Below are 17,519 nucleotides of genomic sequence, written 5' to 3'. Positions count from 1 at the left end.
TAGGAATCGTCGTCGGTGGGATCCAGCGCACAGGTGCGCTGCAGCTGCACGAGTGAGCCTTCGAAGTCCCTCTTGGTCGCGAGTGCTGTGGCCAGCGCCCGGTGCGCGACGGCTGAGTTGCTGTCGAGTCCAACGGCTTCTCGCGCCGACGCCTCTTCTTTCGTCAGCCACGAAGCGTCGTGCGAAAGCAGGTACATCTTGTGCTGCGCCAGGGCCAGCCACGCGCGGGGTTCGGCGGCCTCGGGCTCGGTCCGGCAGCCGAGCTCGAAGTCCTCGAGCGCGCGTCGCGCCTGAGCTTCAGTCTCGGCGCGCCGCAGGCGCCCGATTCCCTGCAGAAGGAACCTCAACGTTCCCGCTCCACGGATGCCGACCATGGCCTTGGACGCCGGGCTCGGCCGGAGACCCGACACGTCGGCTGCTTCCGCGTAGACCCGGTTCATGAATTCGAATGGCCTGGACTTCGAGGTCTCGACCGTCCGCGTGCCGATCGCCCGCTCTCGCGCCGTGTCCCAGAGTTCGAGCCTGGCGTGAAACACGTTCGGCCGCTGCTCGAGGCGCGACGAGAGCGCCAGGTTGGCGCCGAGTACCTGCCGCGCCTCGGCGGACGTGCCGACTTTTTCTCTCAAGCCTTCCTCGAAGGAGACCGTCTGGAAACCGGGTTGCGACTGATGGGCCTGCAGCCGCGAGCTCAGAAGCTCGACCGACCCGAGCGCGAAGCTGGAGAAGTCGTCGCTTGCCCCGGGCGTGACGGGCGCAAGAACAGCGAGGATGCGGCTGCCGGGCAGAGGAGGCTCGAGCCAGCGCCGAGCGACCGCGACCGTGACCATGGCCGCCACGACGATCAGCGCGCCCGCCACCACCACTCGGGCGACGCGCCGGCGTGGCCGGCCCGATGGCTCGCGGATGGGCGACGTGATCGCTTGCGTCCCCGGTTCGGTGGTGCGTGCGCGCTCCATGTCGGTCGCGACCTGGGCGCACGATCCGTAGCGCTGAGCCGGGTCCTTGGCCATCATCCGGGTGACGACGTCCGACAGCTCGGTACTGACTTCGGGATTCAACCGGGTGAGCGACAGAGGAACCGTGTTCATCACCCGGTCGAGCACCTCCTCGTAGGTCGCTTCGGGTCCTCCGAAGGGATGGTGGCCGGACAGGAGCTCGTAGAACACGACGCCGAGCGAGAAGATGTCCGTGCGCTCGTCGATACGTCCGCCGTAATGCGCCTCGGGTGCCATGTAGTGCGGAGTGCCTGCGATCGTCCGGGCATCCAGGTCGGTGACCGTGCTGGTGATTCCCGTCGCCGGCGCCGATCCCTCCGCCCGGCCGGCCACGCCAAAGTCCAGGATCTTGATCTCGTCGTTATTCTTCACCATCAGATTCTCGGGCTTGATGTCGCGATGAACGACTCCCTGCGCGTGGGCCGCCGCCACCGCTTCGATGCACTGGGAGGAGAGTTTCCAGAAGGCGTCGAGCCCGATTGGCCGCGTCATCCGCGTCCGCAGTGTTTCGCCTTCCACGTATTCCATGACGATGAGGACGTCATCGGTGAGGTCGAGCACGTCGTAGATCGCGGCGATTCGCCGGTCACTGATTCGGCTCGCTCGGCGGGCTTCCCGCAGGATGGCCTTGCGCCGGTCCGACCCATCGGCGGAGCGCAGACGCTTCAGCGCGACTTGTCGGTGGAGGAGGGTGTCGTGGGCGAGAAGGACCTCCCCCATTCCTCCCGAACCCAGTATCCTCTCGACGCGGTAGCGCCCGAGCAGCGTCTTGCCGGGCGCGCTCGCTGCGTCGATGGGTGGAGGATCGGGAGAGTCGGAGGTGTCCACGCGGCCTCGCTGCACACTTCGGAAGCGCCCGAGGGGTGGCGCTTGAAGTCCGGTTGCGAGTATACGCCCGAGGTCCCGTCCATCGACCCCGTGCTGGATCGGGCCGCCCAACCGGGAAATCCGCGACGGTGAGCGAACCCACGGCCTCGCCGCCTCGCCGCCTCCTTCCTGCCCGCTGGATGACGGCGCTTCGAGCCGACGGCGGCATCCCAATGGAGCTGCCGAGCGAGGCATTCAGAGACTCGCGCCGGCGCGTGTTCGTGGCGGCCGCCATCGCGGCCGCGGCCTACACCGTCTTCCTGGGAGTCGAGCTGAGCGGAGTGCTCGGCGGGACGCCGCTCGAGCGCCGGATCGACCTCCTTCACGACGCGCTGGGAGTCTTCCTCTGCACCTCGCTCCTGGCGATCTCCGTCAGTCCGCTCGGGGACCGCGCGGTGACCGTGGCCGCGCTGGTCGCGGAAGTGCTTCTGTCGGCGTTGATCTCGGTCTCCGTCCTGTGGGCGGGCTACCTGCGGACACACCATCTGGCCTCGCTCACCTGGGTGGTGCCCATCATCATCCTCTTCCCGTTGCTCGTTCCTTCGCGGCCCCGCACGACTCTCCTGGTGTCGGCGCTGTGCGCGCTCACGATGCCCGCGGCCCTTGCCTGGCTGGCATGGAGCGGACGCGTGACGGCACATTCGGGCGATTTCATCGGGCTCGTGCTGAGCGGCGCGATCGCCGTGGGCATTGGTCTCGTCTCTTCACGCACGATCTACGGCGCGACGCGTCAGGTCGCCGCGGCACGGAGAATCGGAAGCTACGAGCTCGTCGAGCGGCTGAGCCAGGGAGGCATGGGAGAAGTGTGGAAGGGGCGCCATCAATTCCTGGCCCGCCCAGCCGCGGTGAAGCTGATCCTTCCCGAGCGCCTGCGGGGTGACACGGAAGCCCGCGAAACGGTGCTGCAGCGGTTCACCCGCGAGGCTCAGGTCACCGCTTCCCTGCGCTCTCCCCATACGGTGGAGCTGTTCGACTTCGGCATCAGCGACGATGGCGCGTTGTACTACGCGATGGAGCTGCTCGAAGGCGTCAATGCCGAGCACTTCGTCTACCAGTTCGGCCCGATCGAAGCCCGGCGTGCCGCCCACTGGCTCCAGCAGGTGTGTCACTCCCTGGGCGAGGCTCACGCCCGCGATCTCGTGCACCGTGACATCAAGCCTTCGAATGTCTTCGTGTGTCGATATGGCCGGGATCTGGACTTCATCAAGGTCCTCGATTTCGGGCTCACGCGGCCCCTCCCGGCTCCGGGCGATCCTTCGCTGACCAGCCCGCTCACGGTGCTCGGGACACCGGGATACATGGCGCCTGAGCAGATATTTGGCCAAGACACCAGTCCTGGCACCGACCTCTACGCGCTCGGATGCGTGGCTTACTGGCTGGTGACGGGCGTCAAGCCATTCGAAGGCCAGACCGGCGGGGAGCTCATGCAGCAGCACGCGATGGCCATTCCACCGCGCCCGTCGACGCGGTCACCGCACGCGTTGCCCGAGCGGTTCGAAGCGCTGGTCATGTCGTGCCTGGCCAAGGACGCGCGCGAGCGTCCTGCCGATGCGGATGCCCTTCGCCGCGAGCTCGAAGAGTGCTTTCACTCGGGCTCGTGGACCGCAGTAGACGCTCAGGAGTGGTGGAAAACCAGAGAGTGAGGGGCCGATTCGGGGCCGATCACTCACGAACCGCCTCTCGTATCGCCCCGGCGATCAGGCCGGGCAGGACCTCGAAGGCGAATCGCCGATTGACCCGCTCGAAGAGTCCGTGAGCGTCACGCCCCCACGGTCCGAGAGTGACCACGTCGAGATCCAGCGCCGCGCTGTCCGACACCGGCAGCCGGTAGTCACGCTCCCAACCCGGCATGAGTGCCTGGAGCTCCGCCGGTGAATCGCCGCGCCATGCCAGGTACGAAGCATCCGAGATGTACCGGTACCAGCGCTCGAGTCCCAGACCCTGTCGCTCGAGCCACGGGCGCAGGCGCTCCCCGAGACCGCCGGATCGCGGCGGGGACTGCGGATAATAAGGTGGAAGCAGAGCGATCACCACCGCCGGTCCCACCAGCGACGCCTCCCGCACCCGCCGCCGTATCTCGGACCAGCTCGCCTCGCGAGGATCGGCCGTCCGCTCGCCGCGAAAGGCGCCGTCCGCTGGAGGAGGCAGCTCGGCGAAGGTCATGACCTGTGGGAGCCCGACGGTGGACACGCGGTGGACGGTTTCGGCCAGACGATTCATGCGGTCGCCGACGTCCGCCAGCGCCGCGCTCACCTCGCCGCGCAGGATCTCGATCAGGCTCGCCAGTGGGCGCTCGAACGCCAGCACGTTGAGCTCGATCTCCGCTTCGAGCGCCGTTTGCACGTCGTAGCGCGGCTTCACGTCGCGCAACCGGAGCGCGACCGGCGGCACGCCTCCCGTGACACGCTCGGTCAGCGCCGCGGAGGTGGTGACACGATCCACGATCGCCGCCGCGAGCTGCGCGGCATCGGCGCCGGCGAATGGATTGCCGACGTGCGTGGGACTCCCGATCACGAAGAGCCCGATCAGGCGCTTTCCAACGACGCCGTCGAACGCCGCGACGGTCTCCACGTAATCGAGATTCAGAGCGCCGCGGAGCTCGAGCGTCTCGCCAAGCGCCCTGATCTCGGGAACCGCGCGCAGCATGCCCGCCGATTGGTTTTCCTCATCGGGGCAGCTCAGGAAGAGCACGCTGCCTTCGAGAGATGCAGCGTGCGCGGCCAGCCACTCGAGCGCGGCGATCCCGGCCGCGATGCCGCTCTTCATGTCGAGCGCGCCGCGTCCGAAGAGCCAGGTGCCGGGGGCGCGCCGCTCGGCTTGAAGATCATCGCGCGCCACCGCCGGAAGTCGCGCGGGATCGAGAGCCAGCAGGCGGGCGCGGAGCACATCGGGACGGAAGGCGATCTCCGGCTCGGCCCCGGGGAGCGCGCGGTACTCGTCGATCCCCACGGTATCGTAGTGCGTGAGCACGACGATCGTCCGCTTCGATCGTCCGCGAAGCAGCGCCCACACCACCGGGCGCCCGTCTTCGGTTCGCCATTCGCCCCGCTCGAGCGCCGCGGGGAACGCGTCGCCGATCGCCTGAGCACAGCGGCCTTCGGCGCGCGGATCGGGACTGACGCTGGGCACCGCGATCAGGCGCTCGGCAAGGGCCTGAACGCTCCGGGGTTCGATCACGCTCATCGGCCGCGCACGCTACAGGAGCACTTAGCGGCCGTGAAGCCCTAGCGAGTCTGGAGCACCAGGCGCGGCTGGTGCGGACGGCCGCCTTCGCAGCGGAATCCCGCCAGCGCCTCGGGCGAAGCGATGTCGAAGCGTCCGTCGGTGAGCACGCGCACGCGCAGCCGCTGCGGCCCGCAGGGCGCTGCCGGAAGCTTGAAGGGCCGCGGCGGACCCATGAACAGCTCCACCGTGTCGCGCAGCTGCGGGTACCACTGGTAAGAGACCTCGATGCGCTGCGGACCCCGGATCGGCACGATGGCCTGCACCTCGACGAAGCCCTCCACCCGGCACTCGCAGGTGTCGGGCTTTGAACGCGCACCAGGCGGCGGATTGCTGATCACCAGCGGCCGGCTTCGGCCTCTTCCAGCCAGGCCGGGGTCGGGTGTGATGACCGGGCGTGTGGAGGCACCTGCCGGCGCCGGTGCAGTCTTGGGCGGGGACGCCGGTGGCAGCGTGCGATCCAGCTCGGCGCGCTCGGCCGCGATCTGCGCCGCGGTCAACGGAACGATGGCTTCGGCCGCATCCGGAGCCGGCGTTCGGCCGTCCTTTCCGGTCGGTATCGGCGAATTCGTCGACGTGGGCGTCGAGGTGGGGACAGGAGACGGTGCGGGCGCCGACTGCGACGGCTGCCAGCGAGCGTCTCTCCACTTCTCCAGCGAGCTGTCCCCCACCGCGGAGGCGCGCGCGACCCCGAGCACACCCGAGGCCGTCGTATCCGCCAGCGCCTTCGCACGGGCTTTCACGCTCTGATCTCGCGTCGAGTCGGCGCCCTTCGGGGCGTCACCCTTCAGGATGGACCACGCGGACCGAGAGCTGGTCGGGAGATCGGGAACCCCCGCTCCCTGCGGAAGGCCGCGGATCGGCCCCTCGATGGGGAACGACAACGCGGCGTGCGCGACGTTCGGGAGCTTGGGCCAGGACCCCGGCGCGGGGGCGCCTTTGACTCCCAGGAAGTTCACCTCGACCACCCCGACCGCGTCGCCTTCGATCGCAACGATGCGCGCCGCCGAGGCGGCCACTCGCTCGTCATTCGAGCGCGCCACGCAGCGGGCCAGCCCTCCGCTCGCGACTTCGAGGCCGAGATCGAGCCCGAGGCGCATGTCCCCGGAGGGAACGGCGAAGCGATAGCCTTTCTTCTCCGCCTCCATCGCGATCCGCAGCGGGCCCCGGCGCAGGTCGTTGGGGGTCCCGATCGGAATCCGGACGGAGAACTCGCCGTTCACGTCCGAAACCACCGAAGCGCGGCGCGCTCCGAGCACGCGCACCTTGACCTTCTCGATCGGGAACCCTTCCGGATCGCAGGTCCGGCCTTCGACGGTCAGGGTCTTGTGATCCTGAAGAGACCCGACCGCCGGCCCGGCGAGGATCAGGACGAGAAGGATGAACGAGCCAACGAGACGTAGGGGAAACGATCGCATCGAGGTTCCATTGAAACGGGGCGCGACCTCAGTATAAGACAGACGAGCGATTCGTCACGTCCGCTCGTCCTCGCCGGCTGCCAGGACGGCTGGATCCGGAGTGAGCCTCTGGAAGGCGTCCTCCATGGACGCGTGAGTTCCCATGAGGACCAGGATGTCGCCGACCGCGAGCGGAACGTCGTTCTCCGGGGCGGCGATCGCGTGCCCGCCGCGCACCAGCGCCACCAGCCGGGCGCCACGCTCGTCGACGAGCCCGACCTCGCTCGCGGTGCGGCCCACGGCCGGGGAATGCTGGAGCAGGAGGAAGGTGTCGCACGTGCCTTCCTGGAGGATGGCGTCGAGCTGCTCGATCACCGAGCCCGGCAGCTTGAGACCGCGCAGCAGGCTGTAGCGCTCCTGACGCAGCAGCTGGACCTGGGCCTGGATCACGTTGGTCGGAACGTGGAAGTGCTGGAGCGTGGCGATGAAGATCTCGATCGAGGTCTCGAACTCCTCCGGGATCACCTGGCTCGCCCCCTGCCGGTGCAGCTCGTCGATCTCGGCGACGTAGCGTGTGCGCACGATGATGAAGACGTCACGCGTCAGCGAGCGCGCGATCCGGCAGGCGTGGCGCGTGGCGCCAGGATCGCTGAGCGCGAGCACCAGGACCCTCGCCTTGTGCACACCGGCCTTTCTCTGGATCTCCGGCTGGGTGATGTCTCCGACCAGCACCTCGCTGCCCTGCGCGGGCTCGGATTGGAGCGCTTCGGGGTCCAGGTCGACGATCAGGTGCGGCAGCCGCACCGATCGCAGCACGCGCGCCAGGTTTCGCCCGTTGAGGCCGAATCCGGCGATGATGACGTGATTGCTGCGCTCGACTCCCGGCTTCGAGGTCGATGCGGTCCCACCCGGGCGCTTGGCCGCGATGGCCACCGCCCAATCGGACGCTCCGCTCACGAGCCATGGCGTCAGGACCAGCGAGAACACCGCGCCGGCGAAGAAGGCCTGGCCGCCGGTCGTGCCGAGAAGCGCCGGCGGCGCCGACTCGGCCAGCATGAAAGAGAACTCTCCGACCTGGGCGAGGACCACGCCGCCCGCCGTCGCGACTCGGAGCGGCGCCCCGGCCAGCCGGAGCGCCGCCGCGGCGGCGAAGATCTTGATGCCCACCAGCCCCAGCGTGCTGGCCAGCACCAGCCAGGGATGAGTCATGACAGCGCGCGGATCGAACAGCATGCCGATCGCGACGAAGAACACGCCGGTGAGCACGTCGCGGAAGGAAACCACGGCGGCCTCGATGTGGGAGCGCAGATCCGACTCGGCCAGGATGAGCCCTGCGAGAAATGCTCCGAGCGCGACGGAAAGCCCGAGCTGTGCGGTGAGGAATGCGCTGCCCAGCGCGACCAGCACGACGCCGAACAGGAACGCTTCCCGAGATCGGGTGCGTAGCGCGCGCAGCAGCAGCCAAGGCGCCAGACGATTGGCGGCCGCCACCACCAGGACCAGGGCGGCCAGCACCGCGAAGAACCCGAGGAGCCGGGAGAGCGAGCCTTCACTGGACTGCGCCGATCCCGCGTGCCAGCGGCCGAGCCAGGGGACCGCCACCGCGAACAGGATCACCATCAGGTCCTGGAAGACCAGCACCGCGGTGGCCAACCGGCCGTGCGGCGCGTTGAGCTCGACTCGATCGGTGAGCAGGCGAAGCACGAGCGCCGTGCTCGACATCGAGGCCAGCATGCCGAAGAAGATCGCCTGCGCCGGATGGAGCCCGGCGAGCAGGACGACGCCGGCGACGAGCCCCAAGGTGATGAGCACCTGCAGCGCTCCACCCACCAGCATGGGTCGTCCAAGCTGCTTGAGATCGTGGCGCGAGAGCTCGAGGCCGACCGTGAAGAGCAGGAACATCACGCCGAAGTCGGCGAGGGTCTTGACCAGCTCGACGTCGTCGATCCAGCCGAGACCGAACGGCCCCACCAGAACGCCGGCGGCGATGAAGCCGACCGCCGCGGGAATGCGCAGCCGCTGGAAGATGACGAGGACCACCAGCGAGGCGCCGACGATCAGCAGCAGATCACGAAGGGCGCCGACGTCGTGAGTCATGTCGCGCCGCAGCCCCGCTACGTCCGGGACAGCTCCTCGTAGAGGAAGGCCACGCTCTTGGTGCCGCCGAAGTAGGACGAGAGCGAGAATTTCTCGTTGGGCGCGTGCACCTGATCGTCGTCGAGACCGAACCCCATGAGGATGCACGGCAGCCCGTGGGTGCGCTGGAAGGTCGTCATGACGGGGATCGACCCTCCCTCACGGACCATCGCCGGCGGCTTGGCCCACACGCGGCCCAGCGCCCGCCGGGCCGCATCGAGCATCGGATGGCTCGGGTCCATGATGAAGGGAAGTGCGACGTGGTGGCTGGTCACTCGCACCCGCACGCTCGACGGGGCGAGCTTCTGAAGATAGGGCTCCAGGCGCGCGAAGATCTCGTCAGGGTCCTGGTCCGGCACGAGGCGCATGCTGACCTTGGCGTGCGCGACCGCCGGCAGCACCGTCTTCGATCCAGGCCCGGTGTAGCCGCTCCAGATCCCGTTGACGTCCAGCGTGGGCCGCGCCGAGGTGCGCTCCATGGTGCTGTAGCCCTTCTCGCCGGCCGGCTCGGAGACGCCCGCCGCCGCCAGATAGGCGGATTCGTCGAACGGCAGCCGGCGGTAGGCCTCGCGGTCCGCGGCGGTCACGGGGCGGACCTTGTCGTAGAAGCCGGGGATGGTGATGCGGCCATCGCCGTCCTTCAACGCGGCGATCATCGCGCACAAGGCATTCGCGGGGTTGGCCACCGCTCCGCCGTAGTGGCCGGAGTGGAGGTCTCCCTCGGCGCCCCGCACCTCGATCTCGGTGTACAGGATCCCGCGCAGCGCGTAGCACAAGGCCGGCTGATCGGGCCCGAGCATCGCGGTGTCGCTGACCACGATCACGTCGGCGTCGAGCTCGGAGCGCCGCTCGACGAGGAACGCCTCGAGGTGCTCGCTCCCCACCTCCTCCTCTCCTTCGATCACCACCTTGAGGTTGATGGGCAGGCCGCCGTTCACCTTCATGTGCGCCTCGATCGCGTTCAAGTGCATGAACACCTGGCCCTTGTCGTCGACCGCCCCGCGCGCGAACAGCTTGCCGTCGCGCACGGTGGGCTCGAAAGGCGGCGTCTTCCACAACTCGAGCGGCTCGGGAGGCTGGACGTCGTAGTGCCCGTAGAGGAGCACGGTGGGCTTGCCCGGAGCGCCCAGCCACTCTCCGTAGACCACCGGATGGCCTGGCGTCTCGGCGACGATCACCCGGGACATGCCCAGGGCGCGAAGGCGAGCCGCGAAGTGCTCCGCGCACCGCTTCACGTCTTCACGACGCTCGGGCTGGGCGCTGACGCTCGGAATGCGGAGCGCTTCGCCGAGGTCCTTGACGAAGCGGTCCTGGTTTTCGTCGAGATAGCGGCTCAGAGCCTCCACGCGAACCTCCGGACGGACCGAAATCGGGCCGGGACTCTAGCACAGGGTGCGAAGCATTGACGCCGCGCTCTCCAATGGGATAAGAGGGATTCATGGCCCTCCGAGTCGTCTGACCATCATGCAGGTGCGCATCCTGCGATCCGAGTGCTGCGGTCACGCGCAGTGCGTCGAATCCCTACCCAGCGTGTTCGCCCTGGACAGCAAGAACAAGGCGGTGGTGCTCGATCCCGAGGCCGGGAGCGTGGGCCAGCTCATCGAGTGCGCCGAAGACTGCCCCTGTCAGGCGATCCTGGTCGAGGACGACGAGGGAAACCCGGTCTTCCCTTAGGGAGCTAGTCGACCCGCCGCGCCACGATCAACACGCGGGTGTAGTCGAAGAGGACGTCGTCCTCGTGCTCCTCGACCAGCAGGTACTGGCGCACTCGGCTCGGGGCACCGAGCAGCCGTCGGCGGGCCTCTTCGAACACTTCGCTCGAGCCACCGGCCCGGGCGATCCAGTCGGCCAGCGAGCGGCCTTTGGCGAGCTCACGCAGCTCGTCCTCCACCAGGTCGAGCCGCAATCCCGTGCCTTCCACCATCGCGCGCCACTCGCTCGAGCGATAGTTCCGCACCGTGGTCGGGTCGTGGAGCAGGTCCAGCTCGTTGATGAAGCGGTCGAGCTCGTCGTCTTCCGGCACCATGCCGTCGACGATCCCCAGGCGTCCGCCGCGCTTCAGCACCCGTGCGGCGTCGCCGATCGCGGCCCGAGGATCCGCGAAGTGATGGGCCGCGGCGCGGCAGGTCACCAGATCGAATGAGCGGTCCGCGAAGGGCAACCGGTGAGCGTCGCCGCACGCCACGTTGAGCGCGATCGACTTGGCCGCAGCACCGAGGCGCGCGGCATGGAGCATCTCGATCGAGGCGTCGTAGCCCGTGACCTTCTGCACGAAGGGCGCGAAGAAGAGCCCGGTGTGCGCCGGGCCGCAGGCCAGATCGAGCAGCGACTCGTCCATGACCGGCTCCATGCGCTCGAGCAGCCGTTCCAGCGTGGCGCCCGAGCGGTGCAGCTCGCTCACCGCATAGAGGCGCGCCTGGCTCCCGAACTGGGCGGCGATCGCTTCGGTCGACGGTCTGGTCGGCTCGTTCACCCGCGCGAACCTTTCAACGGATCGCGCCTTCCTTGCCGGCGAGGCGCCGCAGCAGGCCAACCTGACCCACGTGGTACGTCTCGTGAAAGTGAACGAAGAGGAGCAATTCCCCGACGTGGGTCGGCCGGCCAGGGTATCGTGCGCCGTCGAAGGGATCGGCGAGGCGCTCATCCGGGATCTCCGAGAGCGCCGATACCAGGCGCTCCTGCGAGCGCTCGAGAGCGCCGATAAGATCCGCGAAGGGCAGCGCTTCTTCGGCGCCGCGCACCGGCTCGGAGCTGCGGCGGTAGCGCTTTCCGGCCTCACCCAGGGCGGGCTCGAGGCCGAGCAGGCCAAACAGCTGATCGCGAGAGGCAATGATGTGCGCGAGCACCCAGTTGATGCAGTTACCCGCCGGGCTTGGTTGCACGAGACTGCGCTCGTGATCGATCCCTTCGAGGTTCATCAGGAGCGCGCCATGGCTCACGCGGAACATCTTCGCCAGCATTCTGCCGTCCATGGGCGGCAGCCTAGCACGGTCAGGCGATCCGCCATGCGCGCCGCGATCGCGCTCTGCGCCTTGCTCGCGGCGTGGAGCGCCTCCTCCTCGAGCGCCCCCCCGCCTGGCTGGTACGAGCGCTTGAGCGCGGCGCGCGAAGCGCTCGCACGGGACGATCTGGACGCGGCCTTGCCCGAGCTGCTGGCGGTCGACTCGATGGTGGGCGGACACCCTGGAGCGATGTTCGCGCTGGCGCAGATCGCTGCGAGGCGCGGCGCGCGGGCCACGGCATTGAAGCACCTGAACGACCTGGCGGCGACCGGCCTGACTCGCCGGCTCCGAGGCGACACGACCTTCGCCTCGCTCGAGGGCGATCCGCAGTTCTATGCCGTTGCCGCTCGTCTCGATTCGAACGCGACCCCGATCAGCAAGGCGGAGGTGGCGGCGAGGCTCGATGATGCCAGCTTGCTGCCCGAGGATCTCGCATGGGATGGAAGACGGCGGCGCTTTCTCGTGAGCTCGATCCATCGCCGAAGGATCCTCGCCCTCAATGCGGAGGGCGCGATCATCGACTTCGTGAAGGCGGGTCAGGGATCGTGGGGCTTCTACGGGCTCGCGATCGACGCGTCGCGCGGCCGGCTATGGGCCACCACCGCGGCCAGCCCGACCTCCGAAGGCTTCGACGCCGCCGATTCGGGGCGCACGGCGCTGGTGGCGTTCGATCTGGCGACCGGCCAGCCGCTGACCCGCGTCGAGCTGCAGCGCGACGGCGCCAGGCACGTGCTCGGCGATCTCACGCTCGGCCGTGACGGCACCGTGTACGTCACCGAATCGATGGGGGGCGGCGTCTACCGTCTGCGCTCCGGCCGTACGACGCTCGACACGCTGGCGCGGCCCGGGACGTTCCACTCCCCGCAGACGCCCGTGCTGGCGTCCGACGGCCGGCGCCTCTTGATTCCGGAATACGCGCGCGGCATCGCCGCGCTCGAGATCGTCAGCGGCCGCGTCACCTGGCTCGCCAAGCCCCGCTCGCTGGCGTCGGGCGGCATCGATGGGCTCTACCGGGACGGCAAGAAGCTGATCGCCATCCAGAACGGCACCTCGCCGCATCGCGTGCTCGAGCTCACGCTCGACGCGAGCGAGACCCGCATCGTCTCCTGGCGGGTGCTGGAGCAGGCCTCGGAGTGGCTGGGCGAGCCGAACCACGGCACGTTCGTGGGCAAGAACTTCTACTTCATCGGCAACAGCGGATGGGATCGGGTCAGCGACGCGGAGATCCTCGAGACGCCTGCCGACGCGCGGCCGCCGGTGTTGCTGCGGCTGCAGCGCTGAGCCAACGCTCAGTCGACCGGAAGGCCCTCGTCCACCGGCAGCCGGGAAGCGCGGTAGGCATCGAGCCCACCCTTCACGCTTCGCACGTGGGCAAACCCCGCGCGCTGAAGAATGCTGGCTGCGATCATCGAGCGATACCCGCTCGCGCACGTCACCTTCCACTCGGCGTCATGATCGAGCTCGGAGAGCTCCTTCGGGAGTTTCGCCAGCGGGATGAAGGTCGACAGAGGAAGACGGAATCGCGCGTATTCGCTCGGACGTCTGACGTCCAGCACGTGACTCTCGGTCATCGACAGCGCGCTCGAAGGCACCATGGTCACCGACTGCGTCGGCAGGCCCTCCGCGACCCAGCGCTCGCATCCACCCTCGAGGATGCCGGTGACGCGCTCGTAACCGACCCGGGCCAGTCGCATCACCGCTTCCTCCGCGCGATCCGGCTCGACCACGAGGATGATCTCCTCGTCGGGCCGGACCAGGGTCCCGACCCAGGAGGCGTACTGACCATCGAGGCTCACGCTCAGAGCTCCGCGAGGATGGCATTCGGCGAAAGCCTCGGTGGGGCGCGTATCGAGGAGCACCGCGCCTTTGGCGATCCTGGCTTCGACATCGCGGGGCGTGAGTGAGGGCGGAAACGGGCGCTGGGCGTCGAGCGACGGGCCTGCCTTGTTGAGGTCGCGCGAGTGGAGGAAGTAGACGGGGGTCTCCGGCACGTCGCGGGTGATCTCGGCGATGAACGCGTCACGTCCGCGCTCGGCCAGCGCGGCGTTCATCCGGCGCTCGCGGCCGATCGTGCTCGAGCTGTCCTGGGAGATCGACTTGCCGCACAGCGATCCGGCGCCGTGCGCCGGATACACCAGGGTCTCGTCCGGGAGCTTCAGCAGCTTGCCGTGCAGGCTGTCATACATCATTCCCGCCAGCTCGGTGACCGGCAGTCGTGACGAGAGGATGTCGACGCGTCCGACATCGCCGACGAACAGCGTGTCGCCGGTCAGCACCGCCCAGGGCTTCTCGTCGCCGGCGTGCTCGTAGACCAGGAAGCACAAGCTCTCCGGCGTGTGACCCGGAGTCTCCAGCGCACGAATGACGACACCCCCGACGCGAACCTCGTCACCTTCGCGAAGCGGGTGATGGGCGTAGCCCGGTTCGGCCTTGGCGCCGATGGCGATCGTGGCCCCGGTGCGCGCCGCCAGCTCGCGATGGCCCGAGACGAAGTCGGCATGAAGGTGGGTCTCGAGGATCCAGCGGATCGTGAGCCCGTGCGCGGCCGCCTCGTCGAGGTACATCTGCACGTCGCGCGAGGGATCCACCACCGCGGCCTCGCCACCGTCGCCGATGAGGTAAGAGGCGTGGGCCAGACAGCCGACGTAGAACTGTTTGAAGTGCATTCGCGACCTCTGGGCTAGCCGCCTCCTGCCGGTGAGCCCAATCCTCTTCCGGTCTGGAGCTGTTCCATGATCTGCGTCAGCACCTGCTTCGGCGGACGCACCTGCTCGAGGGGCAGCGTGGCGAGCGGCGGGTCGGCCAGCTTCAGATCATCCTCGTAAGGAGGCGCGGCCGGGTTCACGTAGAGCAGCCCGGTGGCGAGCTTGCCTTCCTTCTGCGCGTCGCGGATCGCCGCCGTGGCGCGGTCGCGATCGGTCGGATCGTAGTCCCCGCCCAGCTTCTTGAGGAAGATGCGCGAGCCGTCGGGCATCGTCACCTCGCGCGTGGTGCCCGGTTCGTAATCGACCGTGATGTCCTCGTAGTAGGGCACGAAGTCGATGCCGTGGAGGGGCGCATCGTGCTCCTTCACGTAGGCGTACGATTTGGTCGAGCCTTCGTGGTCCGCGAAGGTGACGCACGGACTGATCACGTCGAGCACGGCGGTGCCGCGGTGCGCGAAAGCCGACTTGAGCAGGGCGCGCAGCTGCTTGACGTCGCCCGAGAAGCTGCGCGCCACGAAGCCGCAGCCGAGCTCGAGCGCGACCGCGCAGCAGTCGATCGGCATCAGCTCGTTGGCCTTGCCGCCTTTCATGGTGCTGCCGACATCCGCGGTGGCCGAGAACTGGCCCTTGGTGAGCCCGTAGACGCCGTTGTTCTCGATGATGTAGACCACCGGCACGTTGCGGCGCACCAGGTGGCAGAACTGCCCGAGCCCGATCGAGGCGGTGTCCCCGTCGCCCGAGACGCCGATCAGCAGCAGCTCGCGGTTGGCCACCCGCACGCCGGTGGCGATGCTCGGCATGCGGCCGTGCACGGCGTTGAATCCGTGGGACGACGACACGAAGTACGCGGGCGTCTTGCTGGAGCAGCCGATGCCCGACAGCTTGGCCAGCCGGTGCGGCTCGACGTTGGATTCGAACGCCGCCTGGATGATGGCCGCGGTGATCGCGTTGTGGCCGCAGCCGGGGCACAGCGTGGTCTTGGCGCCGTCGTAGTCGGCGCGCGTCAGTCCGACCCGGTTGCGCTCGGCGCCGGGAGTCTGGGTGACCGTCATCGCATCACTCCTTCGGCCACCGGGGCCATTTCCGTCTCCTGTCTCAGGACTTCTCCGGTCACGAATCCGGCGGTGATCGGCAACCCGGTGTAGTGGCGCACCGACCGGATCCGGCTCGCGGCCTGGGGATACTCGGCCTTGAGCAGGGCCGCCATCTGTCCGTCGCGGTTCTGCTCCACCACGTAGATGCGGGAATGGCCGGCGAGGAACCGCGGCACCTCGGCCGAGAACGGCAATGCCTTGAGCAGCAGGTAGCTGCTCTTCAGGCTCTGCGCGGTCAGACGGTCGCGAGCCTCGACCATGGCCCAGTGCGTGGACCCGAAGGCGAGGAAGCCGATTTCCGCCCCGTCGACCATTTCGACGACCGGAGGAGGCACCAGCGTGCGCGCGGTCTCGTACTTGCGGTTGAGCCGGTCCATGACCCGCGGATAGGCCTCGGAGCTTTCGGTATAGCGCGCCGCTTCGTCGTGACCCGACCCACGCGTGAAGTAGGCCCCCTTCGAATCCCGCACCCCCGGCAGAGTGCGATACGGAATGCCGTCGCCGTCGACGTCGCGGTAGCGCTCGAACGTCGGCAGCTCGGCCAGCTCCTTCTCACCGAGAACCTTTCCGCGGTCCCAAGGCTTCTCGGGATAGGGGAACGGGTCGCTCATCCAGTTGTTCATGCCGAGGTCGAGATCGCTGAGCACGAACACCGGCGTTTGCAGGCGCTCGGCCAGGTCGAAGGCCTGAATTCCGAAGTCGAAGCAGTCGCGCACGGACGAGGGCAGCAGCACCACGTGACGCGTGTCGCCGTGCGACAGCGAGTGCACGAACTGGACGTCGCCCTGCGCGGTGCGTGTCGGCAGACCCGTGCTGGGGCCCACGCGCTGGATGTCCCAGATGACCGCGGGAATCTCGGCGTAGTAGCCGTAGCCGGTGAACTCCGCCATCAGCGAGATGCCAGGCCCCGAAGTCGAGGTCATCGCGCGCGCGCCGGCCCAGCCGGCGCCGAGCACCATGCCGACCGCGGCGATCTCGTCTTCGGCCTGGACCACCGCGAAGCTCGCCTTGCCCGTCTGTGGATCGCGGCGGAACCGCTCGAGGTAGCCGATCAGCGATTCGATCAGGCTGGACGACGGCGTGATCGGGTACCAGGTCGCCACGGTGACGCCGCCGAACATCGAGCCGAGCGCCGCGGCGGCGTTGCCGTCGATCAGGATCTTGCCCTGGGTCGCGTTGATGCGCTCGAGCTTGAAGGGGTCGCGCTTCTCCAGATTTGCCCGCGCCCACTCCCAGCCGGCGCGCACCGCCTTGTGGTTGAGCTCCAGCGCCTTCTTCTTGTGCCCGAGCTGCGCGTCGAGCGCGCGCTCGATCTCCGCCTCCTCGATGCCGAGCAACTGCGACAGCACCCCCACGTAGATCATGTTGATCACCAGCTTCCGCAGCTTCACGTCGGTGGTGATCGGCTCGATCAGGCTCTTCATCGGGATCGAGTAGACGATCCGGTCCTCGGCGACCGGCGGGATCTTGATCTGGTCGTTGAGGAGGATGACGCAGCCCGGCTCGACCAAGGCGACGTCCTCGGCGGCCGTCTCGGGGTTCATCACCACTAGCACGTCGTTGCGCTCGCCACGCGCGATGTAGCCCTTCCCGCTGGCGCGGATCGTGAACCACGTGGGCAGGCCGGCGATGTTCGAGGGGAACAGGTTCTTCCCGCTCACCGGGATGCCCATCTGGAAGATCGCGCGCAGCAGCACGGTGTTCGCGGTCTGGCTGCCCGAGCCATTGACCGTGGCGACATGGATGCTGAAGTCGTTGACGACCGGTTTCACCGAGCTTTTCAGGCGCTCACCGCGCCCGCTCCTCGAGATCGAGAGCGTGTTTCCGTCGCAGGGAAGACGGGTCGATGACGGTACGTGGTGGCCCCTCGAGGGTCAAGGGCAGGGGCGGGTCGAGACACCTTCAATCCCGCGGGATCGCGTCGAGCATCCCCTCGATCGTCGTGAACTTGACCCGAGGGCGGCCCTGCGGCGCGCCGCGCTCCACCTCGATCTTGTCGAGCGCGCGCCAGTCGGCGAAGGTCACGAGCCGGGGCTGCCGTTCCCGCAGCAGCGTCTCGAACGCGGCAGGGTCGGGCGAGGCCGGCGCCAGCAGCTTACGG

Annotated in this window: 14 protein-coding genes; 3 read left to right on the top strand and 11 right to left on the bottom strand. The window is 68.4% G+C overall.

Annotation, left to right across the window (positions count from 1 at the left end):
* The coding region (locus VFQ05_08835) for a serine/threonine-protein kinase (protein ID HET9326862.1) at positions 1-1,823 on the bottom strand (1,823 nt) is incomplete at its 3' end.
* A gap of 128 nt (positions 1,824-1,951) precedes the next feature.
* On the opposite strand from VFQ05_08835, the gene VFQ05_08830 reads away from it, so the two are divergent.
* Positions 1,952-3,505, top strand: coding sequence for a serine/threonine-protein kinase (locus tag VFQ05_08830; GenBank protein HET9326861.1), 1,554 nt, complete (start codon positions 1,952-1,954; stop codon positions 3,503-3,505).
* 19 nt (positions 3,506-3,524) lie between these two features.
* Here the strand turns inward: VFQ05_08830 and VFQ05_08825 are convergent, their stop codons facing one another.
* From VFQ05_08825 to VFQ05_08810, 4 genes are read right to left on the bottom strand one after another with little or no spacing between them, the layout of a single operon-like run.
* Positions 3,525-5,045 (bottom strand): M20/M25/M40 family metallo-hydrolase, encoded by a 1,521-nt coding sequence (locus VFQ05_08825; protein HET9326860.1) that lies wholly within the window; start codon positions 5,043-5,045, stop codon positions 3,525-3,527.
* A 41-nt stretch (positions 5,046-5,086) separates the two neighbouring features.
* Positions 5,087-6,502 carry a hypothetical protein gene (locus VFQ05_08820; GenBank protein HET9326859.1) on the bottom strand — a complete coding sequence of 472 codons (1,416 nt, stop codon included), beginning with the start codon at positions 6,500-6,502 and terminating at the stop codon, positions 5,087-5,089.
* A gap of 54 nt (positions 6,503-6,556) precedes the next feature.
* Positions 6,557-8,578, bottom strand: a complete 2,022-nt coding sequence (locus tag VFQ05_08815; GenBank protein HET9326858.1) for a cation:proton antiporter — start codon at positions 8,576-8,578, stop codon at positions 6,557-6,559.
* A gap of 17 nt (positions 8,579-8,595) precedes the next feature.
* Positions 8,596-9,963 (bottom strand): dipeptidase, encoded by a 1,368-nt coding sequence (locus tag VFQ05_08810; GenBank protein ID HET9326857.1) that lies wholly within the window; start codon positions 9,961-9,963, stop codon positions 8,596-8,598.
* A 118-nt stretch (positions 9,964-10,081) separates the two neighbouring features.
* Between VFQ05_08810 and VFQ05_08805 the strand changes: the two genes are divergently transcribed.
* Positions 10,082-10,291, top strand: a complete 210-nt coding sequence (locus tag VFQ05_08805; GenBank protein ID HET9326856.1) for a ferredoxin — start codon at positions 10,082-10,084, stop codon at positions 10,289-10,291.
* Between the two features lie 4 nt (positions 10,292-10,295).
* Here VFQ05_08805 and VFQ05_08800 read toward each other — a convergent pair whose 3' ends face one another.
* Entirely contained in the window at positions 10,296-11,090 is a 795-nt protein-coding gene (locus VFQ05_08800; GenBank protein HET9326855.1) for a class I SAM-dependent methyltransferase, read from the bottom strand.
* 13 nt (positions 11,091-11,103) lie between these two features.
* Positions 11,104-11,589, bottom strand: coding sequence for a DinB family protein (locus VFQ05_08795; GenBank protein ID HET9326854.1), 486 nt, complete (start codon positions 11,587-11,589; stop codon positions 11,104-11,106).
* Between the two features lie 33 nt (positions 11,590-11,622).
* Between VFQ05_08795 and VFQ05_08790 the strand changes: the two genes are divergently transcribed.
* Entirely contained in the window at positions 11,623-12,900 is a 1,278-nt protein-coding gene (locus VFQ05_08790) for an esterase-like activity of phytase family protein (GenBank protein HET9326853.1), read from the top strand.
* Positions 12,901-12,908: 8 nt separating this feature from the next.
* Here the strand turns inward: VFQ05_08790 and VFQ05_08785 are convergent, their stop codons facing one another.
* From VFQ05_08785 to VFQ05_08770, 4 genes are all read right to left on the bottom strand, one after another.
* Complete coding sequence (locus VFQ05_08785) at positions 12,909-14,285, bottom strand: rhodanese-like domain-containing protein (protein HET9326852.1); 1,377 nt, start codon at positions 14,283-14,285, stop codon at positions 12,909-12,911.
* Between the two features lie 14 nt (positions 14,286-14,299).
* Entirely contained in the window at positions 14,300-15,376 is a 1,077-nt protein-coding gene (locus VFQ05_08780) for a 2-oxoacid:ferredoxin oxidoreductase subunit beta (protein HET9326851.1), read from the bottom strand.
* Entirely contained in the window at positions 15,373-17,190 is a 1,818-nt protein-coding gene (locus VFQ05_08775; GenBank protein ID HET9326850.1) for a 2-oxoacid:acceptor oxidoreductase subunit alpha, read from the bottom strand. The genes VFQ05_08780 and VFQ05_08775 overlap by 4 nt, the downstream gene beginning before the upstream one ends.
* Before the next feature lie 130 nt (positions 17,191-17,320).
* On the bottom strand, positions 17,321-17,519 hold a 199-nt coding region (locus VFQ05_08770; protein HET9326849.1), incomplete at its 5' end, for an NADP oxidoreductase.

This window comes from Candidatus Eisenbacteria bacterium, from assembly GCA_035712145.1.
GTDB lineage: Bacteria > Eisenbacteria > RBG-16-71-46 > RBG-16-71-46 > RBG-16-71-46 > DASTBI01.
Note: the sequence above shows the minus strand (reverse complement) of the source record. Positions and strands in the feature narration are given on the sequence as shown.

Bases quoted from the DNA above. Each gene is read 5' to 3' on its own strand.
- VFQ05_08815 (HET9326858.1), bottom strand. From the start codon at position 8,578: ATGACTCACGACGTCGGCGCCCTTCGTGATCTGCTGCTGATCGTCGGC.
- VFQ05_08795 (HET9326854.1), bottom strand. From the start codon at position 11,589: ATGGACGGCAGAATGCTGGCGAAGATGTTCCGCGTGAGCCATGGCGCG.
- VFQ05_08785 (HET9326852.1), bottom strand. From the start codon at position 14,285: ATGCACTTCAAACAGTTCTACGTCGGCTGTCTGGCCCACGCCTCTTAC.
- VFQ05_08820 (HET9326859.1), bottom strand. From the start codon at position 6,502: ATGCGATCGTTTCCCCTACGTCTCGTTGGCTCGTTCATCCTTCTCGTC.
- VFQ05_08790 (HET9326853.1), top strand. From the start codon at position 11,623: ATGCGCGCCGCGATCGCGCTCTGCGCCTTGCTCGCGGCGTGGAGCGCC.
- VFQ05_08780 (HET9326851.1), bottom strand. From the start codon at position 15,376: ATGACGGTCACCCAGACTCCCGGCGCCGAGCGCAACCGGGTCGGACTG.
- VFQ05_08825 (HET9326860.1), bottom strand. From the start codon at position 5,045: ATGAGCGTGATCGAACCCCGGAGCGTTCAGGCCCTTGCCGAGCGCCTG.
- VFQ05_08805 (HET9326856.1), top strand. From the start codon at position 10,082: ATGCAGGTGCGCATCCTGCGATCCGAGTGCTGCGGTCACGCGCAGTGC.